29 protein-coding genes are annotated in these 19,083 nt (G+C 70.8%); 14 read left to right on the forward strand and 15 right to left on the reverse strand.

Annotated elements, in window-relative coordinates; genetic code table 11:
- Positions 1–46: 46 nt before the first annotated feature.
- On the forward strand, positions 47–472 hold the full coding sequence (gene dtd, locus ABZ117_RS06700; protein WP_356818026.1) for a D-aminoacyl-tRNA deacylase: 426 nt from the start codon (positions 47–49) through the stop codon (positions 470–472).
- Between the two features lie 252 nt (positions 473–724).
- Here the strand turns inward: dtd and ABZ117_RS06705 are convergent, their stop codons facing one another.
- From ABZ117_RS06705 to ABZ117_RS06720, 4 genes are all read right to left on the reverse strand, one after another.
- Positions 725–1,690, reverse strand: a complete 966-nt coding sequence (locus ABZ117_RS06705) for a folate-binding protein (protein WP_356818028.1) — start codon at positions 1,688–1,690, stop codon at positions 725–727.
- Between the two features lie 9 nt (positions 1,691–1,699).
- Entirely contained in the window at positions 1,700–2,137 is a 438-nt protein-coding gene (locus tag ABZ117_RS06710) for a transcriptional repressor (RefSeq protein WP_356818030.1), read from the reverse strand.
- Positions 2,138–2,165: 28 nt separating this feature from the next.
- Positions 2,166–2,336 carry a hypothetical protein gene (locus ABZ117_RS06715; RefSeq protein WP_356818031.1) on the reverse strand — a complete coding sequence of 57 codons (171 nt, stop codon included), beginning with the start codon at positions 2,334–2,336 and terminating at the stop codon, positions 2,166–2,168.
- Between the two features lie 144 nt (positions 2,337–2,480).
- Positions 2,481–2,927, reverse strand: a complete 447-nt coding sequence (locus ABZ117_RS06720) for a DUF1772 domain-containing protein (protein WP_356818033.1) — start codon at positions 2,925–2,927, stop codon at positions 2,481–2,483.
- Positions 2,928–3,016: 89 nt separating this feature from the next.
- On the opposite strand from ABZ117_RS06720, the gene ABZ117_RS06725 reads away from it, so the two are divergent.
- The gene (locus tag ABZ117_RS06725; RefSeq protein ID WP_356818034.1) at positions 3,017–3,595 is read left to right on the forward strand and encodes a TetR/AcrR family transcriptional regulator; all 579 of its coding nucleotides are present in this window, start codon (positions 3,017–3,019) and stop codon (positions 3,593–3,595) included.
- Positions 3,596–3,771: 176 nt separating this feature from the next.
- On the opposite strand, the gene ABZ117_RS06730 is transcribed toward ABZ117_RS06725, so the two are convergent.
- The 5 genes from ABZ117_RS06730 to ABZ117_RS06750 all read right to left on the reverse strand — a co-directional run bounded on the left by ABZ117_RS06730 (position 3,772) and on the right by ABZ117_RS06750 (position 6,883).
- A complete protein-coding gene (locus ABZ117_RS06730) occupies positions 3,772–4,185 on the reverse strand; it encodes a hypothetical protein (RefSeq protein ID WP_356818035.1) in 414 nt (137 codons plus the stop codon).
- 111 nt (positions 4,186–4,296) lie between these two features.
- Positions 4,297–4,881, reverse strand: a complete 585-nt coding sequence (locus ABZ117_RS06735; protein WP_356818036.1) for a WHG domain-containing protein — start codon at positions 4,879–4,881, stop codon at positions 4,297–4,299.
- Positions 4,874–5,710, reverse strand: coding sequence for an alpha/beta hydrolase (locus tag ABZ117_RS06740; protein ID WP_356818037.1), 837 nt, complete (start codon positions 5,708–5,710; stop codon positions 4,874–4,876). Before ABZ117_RS06740 ends, ABZ117_RS06735 begins: the two co-directional genes overlap by 8 nt.
- Before the next feature lie 200 nt (positions 5,711–5,910).
- Positions 5,911–6,486: an FABP family protein gene (locus ABZ117_RS06745; RefSeq protein ID WP_356818039.1), complete on the reverse strand. Its 576-nt coding sequence runs from the start codon at positions 6,484–6,486 to the stop codon at positions 5,911–5,913.
- Positions 6,487–6,724: 238 nt separating this feature from the next.
- Positions 6,725–6,883 carry a hypothetical protein gene (locus ABZ117_RS06750; RefSeq protein WP_356818040.1) on the reverse strand — a complete coding sequence of 53 codons (159 nt, stop codon included), beginning with the start codon at positions 6,881–6,883 and terminating at the stop codon, positions 6,725–6,727.
- 57 nt (positions 6,884–6,940) lie between these two features.
- On the opposite strand from ABZ117_RS06750, the gene ABZ117_RS06755 reads away from it, so the two are divergent.
- Entirely contained in the window at positions 6,941–7,303 is a 363-nt protein-coding gene (locus tag ABZ117_RS06755; protein WP_356818042.1) for a DsrE family protein, read from the forward strand.
- 134 nt (positions 7,304–7,437) lie between these two features.
- On the opposite strand, the gene ABZ117_RS06760 is transcribed toward ABZ117_RS06755, so the two are convergent.
- Positions 7,438–7,701: a DUF3099 domain-containing protein gene (locus tag ABZ117_RS06760; RefSeq protein WP_356818044.1), complete on the reverse strand. Its 264-nt coding sequence runs from the start codon at positions 7,699–7,701 to the stop codon at positions 7,438–7,440.
- Positions 7,702–7,831: 130 nt separating this feature from the next.
- Here ABZ117_RS06760 and ABZ117_RS06765 point away from each other — a divergent pair, with 130 nt between their 5' ends.
- From ABZ117_RS06765 to ABZ117_RS06780, 4 genes are all read left to right on the forward strand, one after another.
- A complete protein-coding gene (locus ABZ117_RS06765; RefSeq protein WP_356818046.1) occupies positions 7,832–8,569 on the forward strand; it encodes a DUF2993 domain-containing protein in 738 nt (245 codons plus the stop codon).
- Positions 8,570–8,784: 215 nt separating this feature from the next.
- Positions 8,785–8,865, forward strand: a complete 81-nt coding sequence (locus ABZ117_RS06770) for an Ms5788A family Cys-rich leader peptide (RefSeq protein WP_351055874.1) — start codon at positions 8,785–8,787, stop codon at positions 8,863–8,865.
- A gap of 126 nt (positions 8,866–8,991) precedes the next feature.
- A complete protein-coding gene (locus tag ABZ117_RS06775; RefSeq protein ID WP_356818048.1) occupies positions 8,992–9,837 on the forward strand; it encodes a sulfurtransferase in 846 nt (281 codons plus the stop codon).
- Positions 9,838–9,882: 45 nt separating this feature from the next.
- Positions 9,883–10,170: a DUF1416 domain-containing protein gene (locus tag ABZ117_RS06780; RefSeq protein ID WP_356818050.1), complete on the forward strand. Its 288-nt coding sequence runs from the start codon at positions 9,883–9,885 to the stop codon at positions 10,168–10,170.
- 99 nt (positions 10,171–10,269) lie between these two features.
- On the opposite strand, the gene ABZ117_RS06785 is transcribed toward ABZ117_RS06780, so the two are convergent.
- Positions 10,270–10,536, reverse strand: coding sequence for a hypothetical protein (locus ABZ117_RS06785; protein WP_356818052.1), 267 nt, complete (start codon positions 10,534–10,536; stop codon positions 10,270–10,272).
- Positions 10,533–10,934, reverse strand: a complete 402-nt coding sequence (locus ABZ117_RS06790; RefSeq protein ID WP_356818054.1) for a hypothetical protein — start codon at positions 10,932–10,934, stop codon at positions 10,533–10,535. Before ABZ117_RS06790 ends, ABZ117_RS06785 begins: the two co-directional genes overlap by 4 nt.
- 166 nt (positions 10,935–11,100) lie before the next feature.
- Here ABZ117_RS06790 and ABZ117_RS06795 point away from each other — a divergent pair, with 166 nt between their 5' ends.
- The 3 genes from ABZ117_RS06795 to ABZ117_RS06805 are packed head-to-tail and all read left to right on the forward strand — an operon-like array spanning position 11,101 to position 13,387.
- On the forward strand, positions 11,101–11,943 hold the full coding sequence (locus ABZ117_RS06795) for a helix-turn-helix transcriptional regulator (protein WP_356818055.1): 843 nt from the start codon (positions 11,101–11,103) through the stop codon (positions 11,941–11,943).
- The gene (locus ABZ117_RS06800) at positions 11,925–12,209 is read left to right on the forward strand and encodes a DUF397 domain-containing protein (RefSeq protein WP_356818057.1); all 285 of its coding nucleotides are present in this window, start codon (positions 11,925–11,927) and stop codon (positions 12,207–12,209) included. The genes ABZ117_RS06795 and ABZ117_RS06800 overlap by 19 nt, the downstream gene beginning before the upstream one ends.
- Positions 12,206–13,387: an epoxide hydrolase family protein gene (locus ABZ117_RS06805; RefSeq protein WP_356818059.1), complete on the forward strand. Its 1,182-nt coding sequence runs from the start codon at positions 12,206–12,208 to the stop codon at positions 13,385–13,387. The genes ABZ117_RS06800 and ABZ117_RS06805 overlap by 4 nt, the downstream gene beginning before the upstream one ends.
- A 72-nt stretch (positions 13,388–13,459) precedes the next feature.
- Here ABZ117_RS06805 and ABZ117_RS06810 read toward each other — a convergent pair whose 3' ends face one another.
- Complete coding sequence (locus tag ABZ117_RS06810; RefSeq protein ID WP_356818061.1) at positions 13,460–14,713, reverse strand: hypothetical protein; 1,254 nt, start codon at positions 14,711–14,713, stop codon at positions 13,460–13,462.
- A 137-nt stretch (positions 14,714–14,850) separates the two neighbouring features.
- A complete protein-coding gene (locus ABZ117_RS06815) occupies positions 14,851–15,270 on the reverse strand; it encodes an ArsI/CadI family heavy metal resistance metalloenzyme (protein WP_356818063.1) in 420 nt (139 codons plus the stop codon).
- An 80-nt stretch (positions 15,271–15,350) separates the two neighbouring features.
- On the opposite strand from ABZ117_RS06815, the gene ABZ117_RS06820 reads away from it, so the two are divergent.
- The 4 genes from ABZ117_RS06820 (at position 15,351) to ABZ117_RS06835 (ending at position 17,646) form a co-directional block, all read left to right on the forward strand.
- Positions 15,351–15,746: a metalloregulator ArsR/SmtB family transcription factor gene (locus tag ABZ117_RS06820; RefSeq protein ID WP_356818065.1), complete on the forward strand. Its 396-nt coding sequence runs from the start codon at positions 15,351–15,353 to the stop codon at positions 15,744–15,746.
- Positions 15,743–16,858: an ACR3 family arsenite efflux transporter gene (gene arsB, locus ABZ117_RS06825; RefSeq protein WP_356818067.1), complete on the forward strand. Its 1,116-nt coding sequence runs from the start codon at positions 15,743–15,745 to the stop codon at positions 16,856–16,858. Before ABZ117_RS06820 ends, arsB begins: the two co-directional genes overlap by 4 nt.
- A complete protein-coding gene (locus ABZ117_RS06830) occupies positions 16,851–17,255 on the forward strand; it encodes an arsenate reductase ArsC (protein WP_356818069.1) in 405 nt (134 codons plus the stop codon). Before arsB ends, ABZ117_RS06830 begins: the two co-directional genes overlap by 8 nt.
- Before the next feature lie 67 nt (positions 17,256–17,322).
- Positions 17,323–17,646, forward strand: coding sequence for a VOC family protein (locus ABZ117_RS06835; protein ID WP_356818182.1), 324 nt, complete (start codon positions 17,323–17,325; stop codon positions 17,644–17,646).
- Between the two features lie 181 nt (positions 17,647–17,827).
- Here ABZ117_RS06835 and ABZ117_RS06840 read toward each other — a convergent pair whose 3' ends face one another.
- On the reverse strand, positions 17,828–19,081 hold the full coding sequence (locus ABZ117_RS06840; protein ID WP_356818071.1) for a hypothetical protein: 1,254 nt from the start codon (positions 19,079–19,081) through the stop codon (positions 17,828–17,830).
- Positions 19,082–19,083: the final 2 nt, after the last annotated feature.

Raw genomic sequence — 19,083 nt, forward strand, 5'->3', positions numbered from 1 at the left:
GCGGCCCCCCGCGGCCGGGTGTGCGGCACCGGGCATGATGGTCCGCATGCGTGCGGTGGTGCAGAGAGTGGACGGCGCGAGCGTCGTCGTGGACGGCGAGACGGTGGGCGCGATCGAGGGCGAGGGCTTGTGCGTCCTGGTCGGGGTGACCCATGAGGACACCCCGGAGAAGGCGGCTCAGCTGGCCCGCAAGCTGTGGACGCTGCGGATGCTGCACGACGAGAGGTCGTGCAGCGACACCGCCGCCCCGCTGCTGGTGATCAGCCAGTTCACCCTGTACGGCGACGCCCGCAAGGGCCGCCGGCCCACTTGGAACGCGGCGGCCCCGGGCGAGGCCGCCGAGCCCCTGGTGGACGAGGTGGTGGCCCGGCTGCGGGCGCTGGGCGCGACGGTGGCGACGGGCCGTTTCGGCGCGCAGATGCGCGTGTCGCTGACGAACGACGGCCCGTTCACCGTGCTGCTGGAGATCTAGGACGCCGGAAGCCCGGGGCCGCCGAGGAGACTCAGGACGCCGGGGACCCCACGAGACGCGGGCCGCCCGGAGATCCGGTAGGCCGTGTCGTCGAACTCCCGCCTGCTCCACGACGCCATGCACGCACTCTCGCCGCACCGGGCCCCGACCCGAGTACGTCCAGTACGAGAGTCAGGACCCGGCACGCCGAGAGCACGCACCTAGCCGCAGAGCCCGCCCTCCGGGCGAACGGCGGGAGTCCGACGACACGAACTAGGGCGCCACGACGACTTCCTGGGCGGCCGCCGTGTCCCCGGCCAGGAGCCGCGCGTCGAGCGGGACGTTCCGCTTGACCAGGGCCAGGGCCACCGGTCCCAGTTCGTGGTGACGTACGGACGTGGTGACGAACCCGATCTTCCGGCCGTCGGGCTCCTCGTCGGCGAGCCGGAGCTCCGTGCCCGCCGGCGGCAGGTGGACCTCGCTGCCGTCCAGGTGCAGGAAGACCAGCCGCCGGGGCGGCTTGCCCAGGTTGTGCACCCGGGCCACGGTCTCCTGCCCCCGGTAGCAGCCCTTCTGGAGGTGGACGGCCGTGTCGATCCAGCCCAGCTCGTGCGGGATGGTGCGGTGGTCGGTCTCGAAGCCGAGCCGGGGCCGGTGGTGCTCCACGCGCAGCGCCTCGTGGGCGAGGATCCCGGCGGCCGGTCCGTGTCCGGCGGCGAAGTCCTCCAGCGCGGCGCGCGGCAGGAACAGGTCACGGCCGTACGGCGTCTCGCGGACGACCGCGTCCGCGGGCGGCTCGGTGATCGAGCCGGCGGGCAGGTGGACCACGGCGATGTCGGCGGTCCGGTCGGCGACCTCCACCCGGTAGAAGAACTTCATCGACTCCAGGTACGCGATCAGCGCCTCCTGGGTGCCGGGTTCCACGTGTGCCCAGACGGTCGTGCCGTCGTCCACCAGGTACAGCGCGTGTTCGATGTGTCCGTGCGCGGAGAGGATCAGGGCCTCGGTGGCCTCGCCCGCGGGCAGTTCGCTGACGTGCTGGGTGAGCAGCAGGTGCAGCCAGCTCAGCCGGTCCTCGCCGCTGACGGTGACGACACCGCGGTGCGAGAGGTCGACGAAGCCGCTGCCGTCGGCGAGGGCGCGCTGTTCACGGAACAGGTCGCCGTAGTGGGCGGCGACGCCTTCGTCCACGCCCTCGGCGGGGACGGCGCCGGGCAGGGACAGCAGGGGGCTCTTCATACCGCAAGCCTACGACGAGGTGGTTGGGCCCTTCAGGGAGCAGTCCTGGCACCGGCCGAAGATCGCGAAGTGCTTCAGGTCGGTGTCGAACCCGAACTGCTCGCGCAGCTTGGCCGTGAACTCCGCGGCCACCGCGGTGTCCGCCTCGATGACGTTGTCGCAGTCCCGGCACACCAGGTGCAGATGGTGGTGGCGGTCGGCGAGGTGGTACGTCGGCGCGCCGTGGCCGAGGTGGGCGTGGCTGACCAGGCCCAGCTCCTCCAGCAGCTCCAGCGTCCGGTAGACGGTGGAGATGTTGACCCCCGACGCCGTCCTCCTCACTTCCACGAGGATGTCGTCGGGGGTCGCGTGTTCGAGGGTGTCCACGGCTTCGAGGACAAGCTGGCGCTGCGGCGTCAGCCGGTAGCCGCGCTGCCTGAGGTCGCTCTTCCAGTCGGTGCTCACCACAGGCCCAGTGTAGGAGTGCCGCGGCGCGTCAGGCGGTCGAAGGGTCGGCGGGCAGGCGGCCCGACATCAGAAGATCGGAGAGGATCGCGCGCAGATCCACGCTTGCCCGGATGATCTCCTCGTGTGCCCTGATCTTCTCGTCGACCGCGTGGAGAGCGGTTCCGGTCTCCCTCTGCCGGTCGAGCGGGGGCAGCGACACCGGGAGCTGCTGAGTGGGGATCGGCCACCGGCGCGGCCTCGGCCCGCGGAGTCAGAGATCCGATGCCCTCTCCGGCTCACCCCGACGGGGCAAAAGCCGCCGGTATGCAGGGGCGAACCAGTGGATGTCGGGGCAGCGGTGGTATCAGGCGAGGGCGGCGACCAGCAGGGTGAACGCGGCGACGATGACGACGACGCGGATGTAGTGGTAGCGGTTCCAGCGGTGCAGCTGCTCCTTCCAGTCGGCGGGCCGGTTCTCGGGGGTCCAGGTCTTGTTTCGGTTGTTGATCGGGACGAGCAGCAGGACCGACATGACCACGCTGAGCATCAGCAGTCCGGCGGCGGTGACGACGAGTCCGGCGCCGTGGTGGTGCCGTCCGGCGACGACCCAGATCGCGCTGAGGACCAGCGAGCCCATGTACCAGAACGGCATCAGGGCGCCGAGCATCCGGCCGCCGTGGGCATGGCCGAGCTGGCCGCTGTCCTCGGGAAGCGCGTCCAGGATCCGGTTCATGATGAAGACGACGGAGAACTCCACCCCCACCATCAGGCCGACGACGACGATGGTGACGACCTCAAGTGTGTTGAGCACGACGACCCCTCGTGAACTAGCGTTGCTAGATGATGAGGCAACGCTAGACCTGCTGACGCTCGATTGTCTAGCGATGCTAGAATCAGGTCATGTCGGTACAGGAACGCAAGGAGCGCGAACGGGCGGAGCGCGAGCGCCTCATCGTGGCGACAGCCCGCGAACTCGCCGAGCAGCAGGGCTGGGACGCAGTCACCACCCGCCGGCTCGCCGAGCGCATCGAATACAGCCAGCCCGTCCTCTACAGCCACTTCCGCGGCAAGCGCGAGATCATCGGCGCCGTCGCCCTGGAAGGCGCCGCCGAGCTGGCCGCAGCGGTGCGTGCCGCGGCCTCCAGAGCGAACAGCCCGCGCGAGCGGGTCGCCGCCCTCGCCCGCGCCTACCTCGACTTCGCCGAGCACAACCCGGCGGTCTACGACGCCTTGTTCCAGCTCGACGGCGGCCTGGCGTACGCGCAGGAGGACACCCCCGAGCCGCTGAAGGACGCCTTCGCCGCCCTGCTCGAGTGCCTCGCCGAGGTCACCGGCGACGGCGTCCACCCGGGGATGTTCACCGAGGTGTTCTGGGCGGCTCTGCACGGCCTGGCGACCCTGACCCGAGCGGGCCGTCTGCTGCCCGAGGACGCCGAGCCGAGGGTGGAGCTGCTGGTGGACCGGCTCGCCATGGTCTGACACACCGTCCCGGCGGGCACGCAGCCGGGGCCCTCGGACCCCGCCGCCTGCCCGCAGCGACGCTTCCGATCACTCGCACCGACACGGCGCAGCCGCAGACCGCCGGACCCCGCACCCCAGACGGGGCACCCACCCCGGAGGCTGCGATGCTGAAAACAGAGCCCAGGTCTTCGCAGTCACCGGCGCGCTGGGCGCTCAGTTCGATCATGGGTCGCACTCAACAGGGCTCGCCAGCGCGGTAGCTCGGTGAACGGCACGATCAGGCACAGGACAGTCACCGTTGCGGCGATCCACGTCCCCCACAGTGCCCACGCAGACGCTGCCGCCGCCACCAGATGGAGCACGACCAGCAAGATGGTGACGATGCCCGGCACCGCGACGGGCGCGTCTCCGCCGGGCCGGTCGTCCGGGGTGCTGAAGACGGCAGGCAGCCCGATGAGCAGCAGGACGGCGCCGATCGCCAGCGGGATGGAGTGCGACCACAGGGCCCAGGGGGTGCACACCCAAGCGGTCACCTCGCCGGCGAAGCGCACGCCACCTCGGACGTAGTCGTGCCCCGGCCGTTGCGTCTTGTTCCTCACGGTGTTCACGGCGGCCTCCTGACCTCGATCGGCAGGGGGCGCCTCGGACAACGGTTCGGCCGGAGTCTTCCCGTTCACAGCTGGCTAAGGGTGGATAGGGAGGGATCGGTGGCGGCCATGTCATCCTTCGGAGGCGTGATCAGGAGGGTCGGCCTGGAAGCCGGCGATCAGGGTGTCGATGAGGAAGCGGAAACTTCGCGTGACGTCGCGGGGCATCTCGAAGGCACCGGCGCCCTCAAGGGTGACGAACCCGTGAAGTGCCGATCGCAGCGCCCGTGCGGAGTCGACCACCCGCGCGTCGGGCAAGCCGAAACCGGCAAGCACGTCGAGCAGAACCTGCAACGCCTCTTCGCTGACGCGGCGGTCCTCCTCGTCACCGGCTACCGGAGCGGGGACGGTGGCGGCGTAGCGGCCGGGATGCTCCAGGGCCCAGTGGCGGTAGCTGTCGGCGAACGCCCGGACCGCGTCCGGGCCGGAACGGCCGACGGACTCCCGGGCCAGCTGACGGGCGAATTCGCCCTTGGCCTGGACGGAGATGCCGTGCCGCAGTTCGTGCAGGGAGCCGACGTGCTTGTACAGGGACGGCGGCCGTACGCCGAGCCTGTCGGCCAGCAGCCCCATGGTCAGGTCGGCCAAACCGACCTCGTCGGCGAGCGCTGCTCCCGCCGCGACGACGGCGCTCCTATCGAGGCCCGCCCTAGGCACGGACGTGTGCTTCCAGGAAGGCCAGCATGAGGGACACCGTCTCCTCGGGGTACTGGTCGTGCGGGTAGTGGCCGGCTCCCTCGACCACCGCGAGCTCTCCGACACCGGCCGGCATTGCAGCCACTATCGCCTCGCCCTCGGCGCGCGGATCGACCCAGTCGGGGTCGAGCGAGCCCTGCACGATCAGGGCAGGGCACCGTACGTTGCCCAACTGGGCGCCGGCGTCGGTCGGCGCCGACTGCCCCATCTTCTGCATCGCCCGCATCCGGCCGGGCTCGCCCAACATCGCCTCGATGCCGGCCAGCCGGTCGGTCCAGTCGGCCGGCTTACGGCCCGGGTAGGCATGGTCGAGATAGCGGGACCACAGTCCCACGCTGCCGAAGAGGCTGGCGCCGAGCAGCCGGAAGGCACCCTTGCGGTAGCTCTTCGAGCGGAAGTCACCGAGTTTGATCGACTGGGCACGTGTGAAGGGGCCCAGCTCGATGATGCCCCTGACCAGGCCGGGATCCTGGGCGGCCGCGATGGTGGCGGCGCCGCCGGAGATCGAGTGGCCGACCAGGACGGCCGGGCCGCTGTCGATGTGGCGGATCACCGCGAGCAGATCGCCCGCGATGTCGGTGCGCGAGTAGGAAGGCCATTGCGCGCTCGACTCCCCACAGCCCCGCAGGTCGACCGCGGCCACTCGATACCCCGCCGCCACCAGACGCGGCAGGACGAACCTGTAGGCCGTGCGGCTGTCCCCCATGCCGTGGGCCAGAACGACCAGCGGGCCTTCTCCAGCCGTCTCGTAGGCGATGATGCCGCCCGGGACGGAGACGAACTCAGCCATGACATCCCCCTGTTGGTTAAGCGCAATAGCTACAAGCTAATGCGACTAGCAAGAAGCTAATGTCCATAGCCAAGAGTGTCAACCACGTGCCCAGTCCTCACGCTCCGGTGGCGAACCGGAAACGGACGCGAGCCGCCTGAAACGCCTGATGGCCCCGGCGCAGTGCGCTGGGGCCATCGGGAAGATGGGGGCGGGAACGCCTACTTGAAGAAGGCGATGCCGTCGTCCGGGAGGTCGTCCGGCAGGGCCTTCGCCCAGCGCTCGACGTCGTCCGGGGTGACGACCTTCTTCAGCTGGGCCGACATGTAGGGGCGCAGCGGTACCTCGGGGGTCTGCTTCTCGCCGACCCACATCAGGTCGCCCTTCACGTACCCGTACAGCCGCTTGCCGCCGCTGTACGGCTGCGAGGCGGCCGTGCGGGCGACGGCGTCCGTCACCAGGTCGATCTGCGGCTTCTTGTCGGCCAGCTCGCCGTACCAGATCTCGATGACGCCGTCGTCGCGGGTCATCGTCACCTCGACCTTGCGGTCGGCGTCGATCCGCCAGAAGCCGTGCTCGGACTCCAGCGGGCGGACCTTGTTGCCGTCACCGTCCAGCACCCAGGTGTGGGAGCGGTACTCGAGGAAGTCCCGGCCGTCGTGGGTGAAGGCGACCTCCTGCCCGAAGTTGCACTTCTGCGAGCCGGGGAAGTCGTACACGCCCGCACCGGCCCAGTTGCCGAGCAGGAAAACGAGCGGGACGAGGTCCTTGTGCAGGTCGGACGGGATCTCGATCATGAGCGACAGCTTTCCTTGGGGTGGGTCAGCGCTGGCCCTGGTACAGCTTCTTCACGGTCAGACCGGCGAAGGCCAGCACGCCGACGCAGACCAGGACGAGCAGGATTTCGTAGAAGAGTTCCACGGGTGCTCCTTGAGCGGAGGTGGACGGACGACAGAGCCGCAGACCAGCTTACGCGGCCCGGACCCCACCCTCCCGACGAGGTCTGCTGAGGTGAGCAGCTCGGTCCGGAGAGGGTCACGGTCTGCCGGAACGGGACGGCGACAGCTCGGTGTCGGAACCGAGCTCGGCCACGTCCGGACCGCGCCCGTACCGGTCCTCGCCGTAGGGCAGCAGCAGGGCGCTCGGTCCGGTGGCCGCAGGCTTGCCCGGCCGGCCCTCGGAGGGCTTGGGCACGCACAGGGGACTGATGGCAGCGCATGCAGTTGTGGGCAAGCGCATTACGCTTCGGTCATGGCGAAGAAGCTCGTGATCAAGGTGACGGCCGGGGCGGACGCCCCCGAGCGCTGCTCGCAGGCGTTCACGGTGGCCGCGGTGGCCGTGGCCAGTGGCGTCGAGGTCTCCCTGTGGCTGACCGGGGAGTCGTCCTGGTTCGCGCTGCCGGGCCGGGCCGCCGAGTTCGAGCTGCCGCACGCGGCGCCGCTGCCGGACCTGCTCGACTCGGTCCTCGCGGCCGGGCGCCTCACGCTGTGCACGCAGTGCGCCGCCCGCCGGGAGATCACCGAGAAGGACGTCATCGAGGGCGTGCGGATCGCGGGCGCGCAGGTGTTCGTGCAGGAGGCGCTGGCCGACGACACCCAGGCGCTCGTGTACTGACCCCCCCACGACCGCTCGTGTACTGAGCCCCACGCCGCTCGTGTATCGAGCCCCACGACCGCTCGTGTATCGAGCCCCACGCCGCTCGTGTGCCGAGCCCCACGACCGCTCGTGTCTGAGCCCCGCGGCCGGCGTCAGGAGCGCGGGCGCTTCCTGCCGTCCAGTTCGTCCCACCAGTCGTCCGACTCCGGGTCCCCTGAGGGGTCGTCCCACCAGCGGTCCTCCGGGCCGCGGCGGTTGGCGACCATCGCCGCCACGGGCGGGATGACCATGGCCACGACGCACATGCCGACGGCCGCCGGCACGGACCACATTCGCACGACCCCCCACGCCAGGACGAAGAGGCCGATACAGATCCCCATCATGGCGAAGTAGAGGTGCCGCCGCCGGGCGTACATGCTTCCAGGGTAGGGCCGGACGGCCCTGTCACAACTGATCGACAATGGCCGTCCCCCCGGCACCCGCGGGGTTACCGTGGCGTGGACGTACGCATCCCGACCACCGTCACCGACCCGGGGGACCCACCACATGCGCGCCCTGCGAATACTGCTGATCCTCGTCGTGATCCTGGGCGGGCTGTTCGTGATCGCGGACCGGGTCGCCGTGCACTTCGCGGAGGGCAAGGCCGCGGACAAGCTGAAGGCGACGGAGAACCTGGCGTCCACCCCGGACGTCGACATCAAGGGCTTCCCGTTCCTGACCCAGCTGGCGGGCGGCTCCCTCGACGACGTCGAGGTCGGCATCGACGGCTACCGGGCGGCGACCGGCAAGGCCGGCACGACCATCCGCGTGGACGACCTGAAGGCCCACATGAAGGGCGTGAAGTTCTCCGGCGACTACAGCTCCGCCATCGCGGACGCGGCGACCGGGACCGCGACGGTCTCGTACGCCGAACTGCTGAAGACCGCCAAGTCCGAGCCGACCGAGGTGGCTCCCGGGGTCACCGCCCGGATCGTCGGGCTCTCCGACGGCGGCAACGGGAAGATCAAGGTCGCGGTGGAGGGAACCGTCGCGTCCCTCGGGCTGACGCAGACGGTGTCCGTGCTCAGCTCGGTGGCCGTGGTGAACGACCGGGTCGAGGTGCACGCGGACTCCCTGCCCAAGCTGGGCCCCGCCGCCCTCGCCGAGAGCCGCGTCCGCGAGATCACCGACTTCCAGCAGGCCATCGACCAGCTGCCCGGCGGCATCAAGCTGGACAAGGTGCAGGCCGCGCCGGACGGCGTGAAGATCAGTGTGAAGGGTTCGGACGTGAGGCTGGCCGGATAGTCGACCGGCACCGCGGGCCGGGACCGCCGGTGGACACCGATTGTCCGACTGGCGAGACGGTCCCGCTCGCAGCGTAGGCGTGGTGGTCCGCGTGAGCGCCCGGAGGTCCCCGGAGGGCCCCCGGGCGCTTTTCGTATCCCGCCATTCGGACGATCGCGTCTCGACATATGACACGCCGGTGACATGCCCGCCCGTACGTCCCTACGATCGTCGGCATGAGGCGACAGGCGGATCTCACGAAGCGGCGGGCAGTGGACCTGTGCCGCGTTGCCGCCATGCTCTGTCGCCCCTTCTGAGCGGGAGCCCGGCTCCCGCATCCCACCGCCCTGTCGTCAGGGCATCTCGTGCGCCGCTCGGATACCGGGCGCGCGCCCCTCGCTACTTCGCACGCCCCGCCGTAACTGCCCCGGAGGAGAAAGAGCATGAGCCGCAGCGACGTCCTGGTCGACGCCGACTGGCTCCAGGAGCACCTGGACGACCCGACCATCGCGATCGTCGAGGTGGACGAGGACACGTCCGCCTACGAGAAGAACCACATCCGCAACGCGATCCGCATCGACTGGACCAAGGACCTCCAGGACCCGGTCCGCCGTGACTTCGTCGACCAGGAGGGCTTCGAGAAGCTCCTGTCGGAGAAGGGCATCGCCAACGACCACACGGTGATCCTCTACGGCGGCAACAACAACTGGTTCGCGTCGTACGCCTACTGGTACTTCAAGCTGTACGGCCACGAGAACGTCAAGCTCCTCGACGGCGGCCGCAAGAAGTGGGAGCTGGACGCCCGCGAGCTGGTCGCCGGTGACGAGGTCCCCGAGCGCCCGAAGACCGAGTACACCGCCCAGCCGCAGAACAAGGCGATCCGCGCCTTCCGGGACGACGTCGTCGCCGCGATCGGCGCGCAGAACCTGGTCGACGTCCGCTCGCCCGACGAGTTCTCCGGCAAGCTGCTCGCCCCGGCGCACCTGCCGCAGGAGCAGTCGCAGCGGCCGGGTCACGTGCCGAGCGCAAAGAACATCCCGTGGTCGAAGAACGCCAACGACGACGGCACGTTCAAGTCGGACGAGGACCTCAAGGCCCTCTACGCCGCGGAGGACGTCGACCTGGCCAGGGACACGATCGCCTACTGCCGCATCGGTGAGCGCTCGGCCCTGACCTGGTTCGTGCTGCACGAGCTGCTCGGCGTGGAGAACGTCAAGAACTACGACGGCTCCTGGACCGAGTACGGCTCCCTCGTCGGCGTGCCGATCGAACTCGGCTCCGGCAAGTAACCCATCCGACCGACCTTCCCGGTCAGACCCCTCTGGAGAGACAGCATGTGTGGAGCGAAGGCCGGCGGCCCGGACGCCTCGACCATCAAGCCCGGTGAGACCACGATCCAGGGCCACGTGACCCGCGACGGCGAGCCCGTGGTCGGTTACGTCCGACTGCTCGACTCGACCGGCGAGTTCACCGCCGAGGTTCCCACCTCCGCGACCGGCCAGTTCCGCTTCTACGCGGCCGAGGGCACGTGGACCGTCCGGGCGCTGGTGCCCGGCGGCACGGCCGACCGCACGGTCGTCGCCCAGCACGGCGGCCTGGCCGAGGTCGCCATCGCGGTCTGAGCCACCGTTTCCGGACGGACTCCGTGACGGCTGAGGGCCGCATCCCCTGGGTTGGACGCCAGTGGGGGTGCGGCCCTTCGGCTGTCCCGGGACCTCCCGTCAGCCCCGCGTCCGGACGGTCGCGAGAACCACGGTCACGAGCAGCGCGGCGGCGCAGAGCGCGGTGAGCACGCTGCTCACGGCCGATTGGTCGGACACTCGGCGCCGGGGACGGGGACGGGTGACGGGCGGCCGGTGCACGGGTGGCCGGGGCGCCGGGCGGAACGGCGGCAGGGCGTAGGCGGGCCACGGACCCACGGCGTCCCGTGGCGAGCGCCGCCCCCACCGCGCGCACTCCTCGTACGGCAGCCCCCCGGTCACCGTCATGCCCGGTGCTCCTGTCGCTGGTGCTGGCGCAGCAGCACGTTGGCGTCGGTCTCGGCGCTGCGGTCGTGCGCCGCCCGCGCGTCCTCCCGGCGCTCCGCCAGCTCCACGCAGGCGGCACAGCCGGGCACGGGGCTCGGTGGCCGACTGGCCTCGTCCAGCGGCGCGGGCAGCGAAGGCAGCGCCCCCGCACGGCGGTTGACGGCGCGGACACTCGCGCAGAGCCGCTCCCGGTCGGTGGCCGGGCGCAGCGTCCCCGGATCGGCCTCCCACTCCACCCCGCCGCCGACGGGGCGCAGCAACGCGTACGGGCCGGCCCGGTCGCGGTACTCGCCGACCCTGTCGGTGGCCGGATCGTAGAGGAGGCTCCCCGGCTCGTGGGGCTCCGACGTCGTTGTCATCGCGGCCTGCTCCTTTCCATGAACGCCTGAGCGCAGCGCATACGTAGGACTACCCTGCGTGTTCGGAATGCCTACGAGCATGGCCCACGAAAAGCGCGTTTGAGCTGCTGAGAGGCCCAAATTCAACGCTGGGCCCACCAACTTCAACAAATTCAACAGGAGCGCGATGCCACAACGGCTGGTGATCACCGGACGGAGCCAGGAGCCGAGGGCGCGGTTCACCGAGGAGCTACGGCACCTCAGAAGCGAACGCGGCCTGTCCCTGCGGGACCTCGCCAAGGAGGTGGGCTGGGACTCGTCCCAGTTCAGCAAGATGGAGAGCGGCCAGACCCTGGGCGGCCCGGAGGTCGTACAGGCACTGGACCAGTTCTACGGGACACCGGGACTGCTGGTGACCCTGTGGGAGCTGGCGGTCGCCGACCCGACTCAGTTCAAGGAGCAGTATCGGCGGTACATGGAGCTGGAGGCGGAGGCCATCAGTCTCTGGCACTACGGGGGTGGCACCCTGCACGGGTTGCTTCAGACCCCTAGATACGCGCGTGAGTTGCTCGCAGCAGGCGGTATCGGTGGCGAGCGACTGGATCAGCAAGTCGAGGCGCGCATTGGACGACGGACGCTGCTGGAGGGCGCGGACCCGCCGGCGTTCCGCACCATCCTCTCCGAGGCGGCCCTGCGTACGTCACTGCGGGACGGCCGGGCCTGGCGAGAACAGTTGGAGTACCTGGCGGAGGTGGCGGAGCGCCCGAACATCACCCTCCACGTCGTGCCCTTCGGTACGGGGCTGCACGGCCTGATGAGCACCGAGGTGACCTACCTACGCCTGCTGGACGGCCGCACCGTGGCCTACACCGAGAATGACGTGCATGGTGAACTAGTCGAAGAGAACGGCAACGTCGAGCGTTTGCAGCGTACATATGATGCGGTGCGCGACATGGCCCTGTCCCCGGCCGAGTCGCGAAAGTTCATCCTGCGATTGTTGGAGGAAGAGCCGTGCGAGCCATCGATCTGATCCACGCGACATGGCGCAAGAGCAGCTACAGCAACTCCGACGGCGGCGCTTGCATCGAAGTATCGGACGACTTCCTGAGCGCGGCTTGGCGCAAGAGCAGCTACAGCAACTCCGACGGCGGCGAGTGCCTGGAGGTCGCCGACGACCTCCCCTCCGTCGTCCCCGTCCGCGACAGCAAGGCCCCTGCCCGTGGAGCCCTCGTCTTCCAGGCGAGCACCTGGGCGGCCTTCGTGGCCGGGGTCAGGGACGAGAGTCCGCTCGAATGATCCGACCGTTCCGGGTCTCGGTCCCGGACAGCGATCTGGACGATCTGAGGTACCGCCTCGACCGCACCCGCTGGCCGGACGAACTGCCGGACGTCGGCTGGTCGTACGGCGTTCCGGGTGACTACCTGAGGGAACTCGCGCACTACTGGCGGCATGAGTACGACTGGCGGGCGGCGGAGGCCCGTCTGAACCGGTGGCCGCAGTTCACGACCACGATCGACGGCGCGAACATCCACTTCGCGCACATCCGCTCGCCGGAACCGGATGCCACGCCGCTGATCATCACGCACGGCTGGCCGGGGTCCATCGTCGAGTTCGAGCGGATCGCCGGCCCGCTCACCGACCCCCGGGCGCACGGCGCCGACCTGGCGGACGCCTTCCATCTGGTCCTGCCGAGCATCCCCGGCTTCGGGTTCTCCGGCCCCACCCGCGAGAGGGGCTGGGAGTACCGCCGTGTCGCGGCCGCGTTCGCCGAGTTGATGCGCCGCCTGGACTACCACCGTTACGGGACTCAGGGCGGTGACTGGGGAGCGGCCGTCTCCCGCGAACTGGGGCGCATCCGCCCCGGCCACGTCATCGGCGTCCATCTGAACCTGATTCCCGGCGCCGGGGCCGCGGCCGAGCCGTCACAGGCGGAACTCGCCGCCCTCAGCCCTGCGGAACGAGAGCGCACCCTGGCCTCCTGGGAGCGGATGCGGGCGTGGAGCCGCGACAAGCAGGGTTACGCGGACATCCAGTCCACGCGTCCGCAGACCCTCGCCTACGCGCTTTCCGACTCACCCGTCGGTCAGCTCGCCTGGATCGCCGAGAAGTTCAAGGAGTGGACGGATTCGGTCGACCGGCCGGAGGACGCCGTCGACCGGGACCATCTCCTGACCCACGTGATGCTGTACTGGCTGACCGGGACCGCCGGCTCCGCCGGGCGCATCTACTACGAGCGCGCCCACGCGGCCTACCGGGGAGAACCGCCGGAGCCCTCGACCGCCCCCACCGCGTTCGCCTCCTTCCCCCGGGAGAACTTTCTCGCCCTGCGCCACATCGCCGAACGCACCGACAACATCGTCCGCTGGACGGAGTTCGACCGGGGAGGCCACTTCGCCGCGATGGAGGAGCCGGACCTGCTCGTCGGCGACATCCGGGCCTTCTTCCGCGGCCTGCGCGGCGCGACCGCGTCCTGACGGGACGAGCACCGGCCGCACCGACTGAGCGCGCGGGGAACCGCGTGAGCGGCCCCCCGCGCGCTCACCCGGTCAGTCGGCCGTGATCCGCTCCAGGATCCACCGGCCCAGCTCTTCGGTCATGACGGTGTGCCCTTCGTTCTCACCGGCACACAGGAAATCGTCCAGCTCGCTGGCCTCCGGGTCGATCTTGCCGTACAGCATGTGCCGGTCGTCGATGTCGCCCGCGGCCACGGCGCTGACGGTGGGGACGAACACGCTGGCGTTGTAGACCAGTTCCGCCGGCTTGCGGTCGAGTACCTCGGCCAGCATGGCGGCGGTCCCGAAGTTGGCCGGGTTGCCCGGCAGGCCGGGCGTCACGGGGAACAGGCCGCCGGGGGCGCCGTCGATGTCGGGCAGGCCGTCGGTGCGGACCACGACCGACTCCTTGTTCGCCCCGTGCAGGTTGGCGACGACGGGGTTGCCGATGTCCTGGGTGAAGAGCTGCGTGCCGTTCAGGACGGGGCCGGTGCTGCTCATCGCCGGGACGCCCTTGGGAATGGCGTTGCCGATGCCGTTGCCCGCGCCGTTGGCGACACCGAGCAGGCGGACGCCGGCCGGCCAGCTGCCGACCCGTTCGAGTTCGTCGAGGAAGTCGGTGCGCGCCCGGTCCTGGTCCGCGGTGGCCTCGGCGGTCTCGACGTGCCAGCGCAGCAGCTGGCGGGCGGCGGGGCTGTTGACCATGGTGGAGAAGCGGCCGAGCAGCTCGCCGACCAGGGGCATCCCGCCCCAGTGCTTCTTCACGAAGTGCGCGAACGCCTGGACGCCGACGGGGAGCCAGGCGCCGCGGTGCGGGGTGTCGTAGGAGAGGTAGGTGGCGGTCTCGTGACGGAAGCCCTCGCTGCCCAGCTTGGCCAGGGCGTAGCGGGTGACCAGGCCGCCCATGCTGAAGCCGCCCACTGTCAGCTGTGCGGAGCCCTCGCGGTCGTCGATCGCCTTCTTGATGCATTCGATCGCGACGGCGGCGTTGTCGGTGATGGACGCCGACCGCTCGTCGAAACCGAGGAGTACGAGGTCGTAGCCCTGCTCGCGCAGCGCGGAGACGAACGGGAACGCGCCGTTCTCCAGGCCCTCGTACAGGGCGTCCACGTTGCTCGCTCCGAGGGAGAAGCCGTCGGCGAGGATCACCGGCCGCCTGACGTGCGTCTGGTCCGGGGAGCTGTAGAACACCCAGGCGGTTCCGCCGTCCAGCGGCCAGTGGGTGTCATAGGGGGCGGCGGCCAGGGCTCGCGGGGCGGCTTCCGGGGGGCTGAGGGGGGTGAAGATGCTGACAACAGGCGTGGACATGCGTCGGACTCCTCTGCGTCATGCTCGATGCACCGAGCGTGATCACGATGACGCACCGCGCACCCATGTGACCCCGGAACCCGCTGACACCACCCTTTTGGCGGCCCGACACGCCGTGGACGTGCGCGAAGCACCGGTCAGCACGCGCACCCGGCGGCTCCGCCCAGGACGGGGCTCGCGCCCATCCGGTCGGCGTCGGCCTTGACGACGTAGACCTCCCAGGGCTCCTTGCCGGGGCCGTGGACCCACACCTTGTCCTGAAGGGCGTAGCAGCAGGACGTGTCGGTCTCCTCGAAGGTCGCGAGCCCCGCGTCCTTGAGGCGGGTGGCGGCGGCGGTGACCTCGCCGGTGGTGCCGACCTCGACGCCGAGGTGGTCGAGGCGGGTCTCCTGGCCGGGCTCGCCCTCGATGAGGACGAGCTTGAGCGGCGGGGCGGTGATCGCGAAGTTCGCGTAGCCGGGGCGCCGCTTGGCGGGCTCGACACCGAACAGCTCGGAGTAGAAGGCGACGGACGCCTCGAGGTCGGCGACGTTGAGTGCGAGCTGGACACGGGACATGACGGTCACTCCGGTCAGGTTGCATTGATGTCTGTCGATGCAACCTTGCGCCTTGGATCGAAGAACGTCAACATAGACGTATGTCGAAACAAGAGCTTGTGGTGCTCGGCCGGGACGACGCCGGCGGATGCTGCCCCGGCCTGCTGACCGCTCCCCTGGACGAGGACCGGGCCGAGACGCTGGCGAAGGTGTTCAAGGCGCTGGGCGACCCGGTGCGGCTGCGGCTGCTGTCGCTGATCGCCTCACGGGCGGGCGGCGAGGTCTGCGTCTGCGACCTCACCCCCGCCTTCGACCTGTCGCAGCCCACCATCTCCCATCACCTGAAGCTGCTGAAGCAGGCCGGACTGATCGGCTCCGAACGGCGCGGGACGTGGGTGTACTACCGGCTGCTGCCCGAGATGACCGACCAGCTCGCCGCGATCCTGACCCGCCCCACCGGAACACCCCTGCCCGGGTCCGCCGGGGCCGCCTCGTGAGCACCGGCACCGCCGCGTCCCCCGGAGCGGTCGCCGGCCGGCTGTCCTTCCTGGACCGGTTCCTCGCCGTGTGGATCCTCGCCGCGATGGCTGCCGGCCTCGGCCTGGGCCGCCTCGTCCCGGGCCTGGGGGACGCACTCGCGAAGGTCACCGTCACCGGGGTCTCGCTGCCGATCGCGCTCGGGCTGCTGGTGATGATGTACCCGGTCCTGGCGAAGGTCCGCTACGACCGCCTCGACGCCGTCACCCGCGACCGCCGCCTGCTGATCCCGTCGCTGGTGCTGAACTGGATCGTCGGCCCGGCGCTGATGTTCGCGCTCGCCTGGCTCCTCCTGCCGGACCTGCCCGAGTACCGCACCGGGCTGATCATCGTCGGCCTCGCCCGCTGCATCGCCATGGTCGTCATCTGGAACGACCTCGCCTGCGGCGACCGCGAGGCCGCCGCCGTCCTGGTGGCGCTGAACTCCGTGTTCCAGGTGATCGCGTTCTCCGGGCTGGGCTGGTTCTACCTCAGCGTGCTGCCCGGCCGGCTGGGACTGGAGCAGACCGCGCTGCACGTGTCGGTGTGGGAGATCACCCGCTCCGTACTGATCTTCCTCGGCATCCCGCTGCTGGCCGGGTTCCTCACCCGCCGCGTCGGCGAGAAGGCCAAGGGCCGTACCTGGTACGAGACGAAGCTGATCCCCCGGATCGGCCCGTTCGCGCTGTACGGGCTGCTGTTCACCATCGTCGTGCTCTTCGCCCTCCAGGGCGACGCCATCACCTCCCGGCCCCTGGACGTCGCCCGGATCGCGCTGCCACTCCTGGCGTACTTCGCGCTGATGTGGGCCGGGTCCATGGCCGCCGGCCGCGCGATCGGACTCGACCACCCGAGGGCGACGACGCTGGCGTTCACCGCCGCGGGCAACAACTTCGAGCTGGCCGTCGCGGTCACCATCGCCACGTTCGGCGCCACCTCCGGGCAGGCCCTCGCCGGAGTCGTCGGCCCTCTCATCGAGGTACCCGTCCTGATCGGCCTGGTGCACGTCGCCCTCGCCGCCCGCCGCTTCTTCCCCCAGCCCGCCCCGACGACCGAACCGGTCACCGCTCCGGAAGGTTCCGCCCGTGTCTGAGCCCAAGCCGTCCGTGCTGTTCGTGTGCGTCCACAACGCCGGACGCTCCCAGATGGCAGCCGCCTTCCTCACCCACCTCTCCGAGGGCCGGGTCGAGGTCCGCTCCGCCGGATCCGCACCGGCCGATGCCGTGAACCCGGCCGCCGTACAGGCGATGGCGGAGACCGGCATCGACATGTCGGCCGAGACACCGAAGGTCCTGACCGTCGAGGCCGTCCGGGCGTCCGACGTGGTGATCACGATGGGCTGCGGCGACACCTGCCCCGTCCTCCCCGGCAAGACCTACCTCGACTGGGACCTCGACGACCCCGCCGGCCAGGGCGTCGAGGCCGTCCGCCCGATCCGCGACGAGATCGAGCGACGCATCCGCGCCCTGCTCGCCACGCTCCTGCCGTAACCCGCCCGGCCATGAGGCGAGTGACCACCAGTACCGCCGGTCTCCGGCATCACCGCGCCCGGTGACCGTGCCCCTCTCTCGGCCTGGGCACCCCTCGCGGCTCGGCCGTGAGGAGGACGGCAGCCTCAAGATCGGGCCGCGCGACGGGTTCGGCGGGCCACAGCCGACGATCTTCCTCAGCCGCAGGGACGAGCCGGAGCCGGGAAAGCTCCGGCTGCACATCGACGTCGACGCCACCGACCGCGATCAGGACGCCGGGCTCGAACGCCTGCTGGCGCTCGGGGCGCGCCCCGCCGACATCGGCCGGACCGGCGAGGAGTACCGGCACGTCCTCGCCGACCCCGAGGGCTATGAGTTCTGCCTGCTCAAGGCCCGCCTCGACCCGCTCTGACGGCCTGGGTCGTGTCGTCGGACTCCCGTCGTTCGCCCGGAGGGCGGGCTCTGCGGCGTCAGGTGCGTGCTCTCGGCGTGCCGGGTCCTGACTCTCGTACCGGACGTACTCGGGTCGGGGCCCGGTGCGGCGAGAGTGCGTGCATGGCGTCGTGGAGCAGGCGGGAGTCCGACGACACGGCCTAGTGGCCCAGTGCCCGTCCCAGCAGCCACACCACCGGTGCCGCCGCCGACAGGGGCAGGGCCACGCCGGCCGTGAAGTGGACGAAGCGGGACGGGTAGTCGTAGCTCGCGACCCGGTGGCCGATCAGCGCGCACACCCCGGCGGCCCCGCCCAGCAGCGCCCCCGTCGTGCCGAAGCCGGTCATCGTGCCGACGGCGATCCCCGCACCCGCCGCGGCCAGCACGGACACCGCGACCGACGCCGGGGTCGGCAGGGGCAGGGCGCGGGCCAGGACGGCCACCGCGACCGCCGCCGCGCCCACCGACACCGCGTGCGTGCCGGCGGCCAGGAACCCGGTCGCCAGTACGGCGAGCGCCGCCGAGGCGACCGTCGCCATCAGGCCGTGGATCCGCTCGTCCGCCGAGGCGTGCGAGCGCAGCTGGAGGACGAGGGACAGCAGGACCCACAGGCCGAGCGAGCCGAGGATCGCCACCAGGGCGTGGTCGGGGCCGGCGGCCAGGACGGCCACGTCGGCGGTCAGCGCGCCCGCGAAGGCCAGCGCGATGCCCTGCCGGGCCGGCCACATGCCGTTCAGCCGGAACCAGCCCGCCGCCGTCACGGCCTGGAGCACCACGAGCGGCACGACGAGCGCGTAGGAGGCGACCGGCGCCGTCACGGCCAGCAGCAGGCCCAGTACGGCGGTGAGTGCCGCCGGCTGCATGCCGGGCGGGATGACCGGTGAGCGGCCCTCCAGGCGGGCCCGCTGGGCGTCGGTGATCCGCGCGTTGCCGGCCAGGGTGGCGGGACCGTACTCCGGCCCCTCCCCGGCCTGCGATTCCGGCCCGGGTACGGGCACCGGCGCGGGGGCCGGGATCTGGGCCGGTGTTGCCGGGGGCTGTGGCGGAGCCGGTTCGGGGTGCTGCGCGGGGGCGTAGGCCTCCCCGTACGCGCCGCCGCCGTAGGAACCGCCGCCGTGCGAACCGCCGCCGTACGAGCCCTCGTACGGCGGGTACTGCTCCTGCTGGTACCGCTCCTGCCCGTACGGCTGCTGGTACGCCGGCCGGGGATACGGCTGCTGCTCCTGCCGCGGCGGATACGCCGGGTCCGGCAGCGGCGCGTGCGTCTGCGTCTCCCAGGTCTGGCCCTGCCACTGCTGGGTGAGTTCCGGATCGTGCCCGGGCTGCTGCCCCTGCCGCGGCTCGTGCCCGGGCCAGTGCTGCTGGTGCTGGTCGTAGCCCTCGTAGGGGCCGCCCTGATACGGCTGGTCGGTCATGC

The organism is Streptomyces sp. NPDC006309 (assembly GCF_040613095.1).
GTDB lineage: Bacteria > Actinomycetota > Actinomycetes > Streptomycetales > Streptomycetaceae > Streptomyces.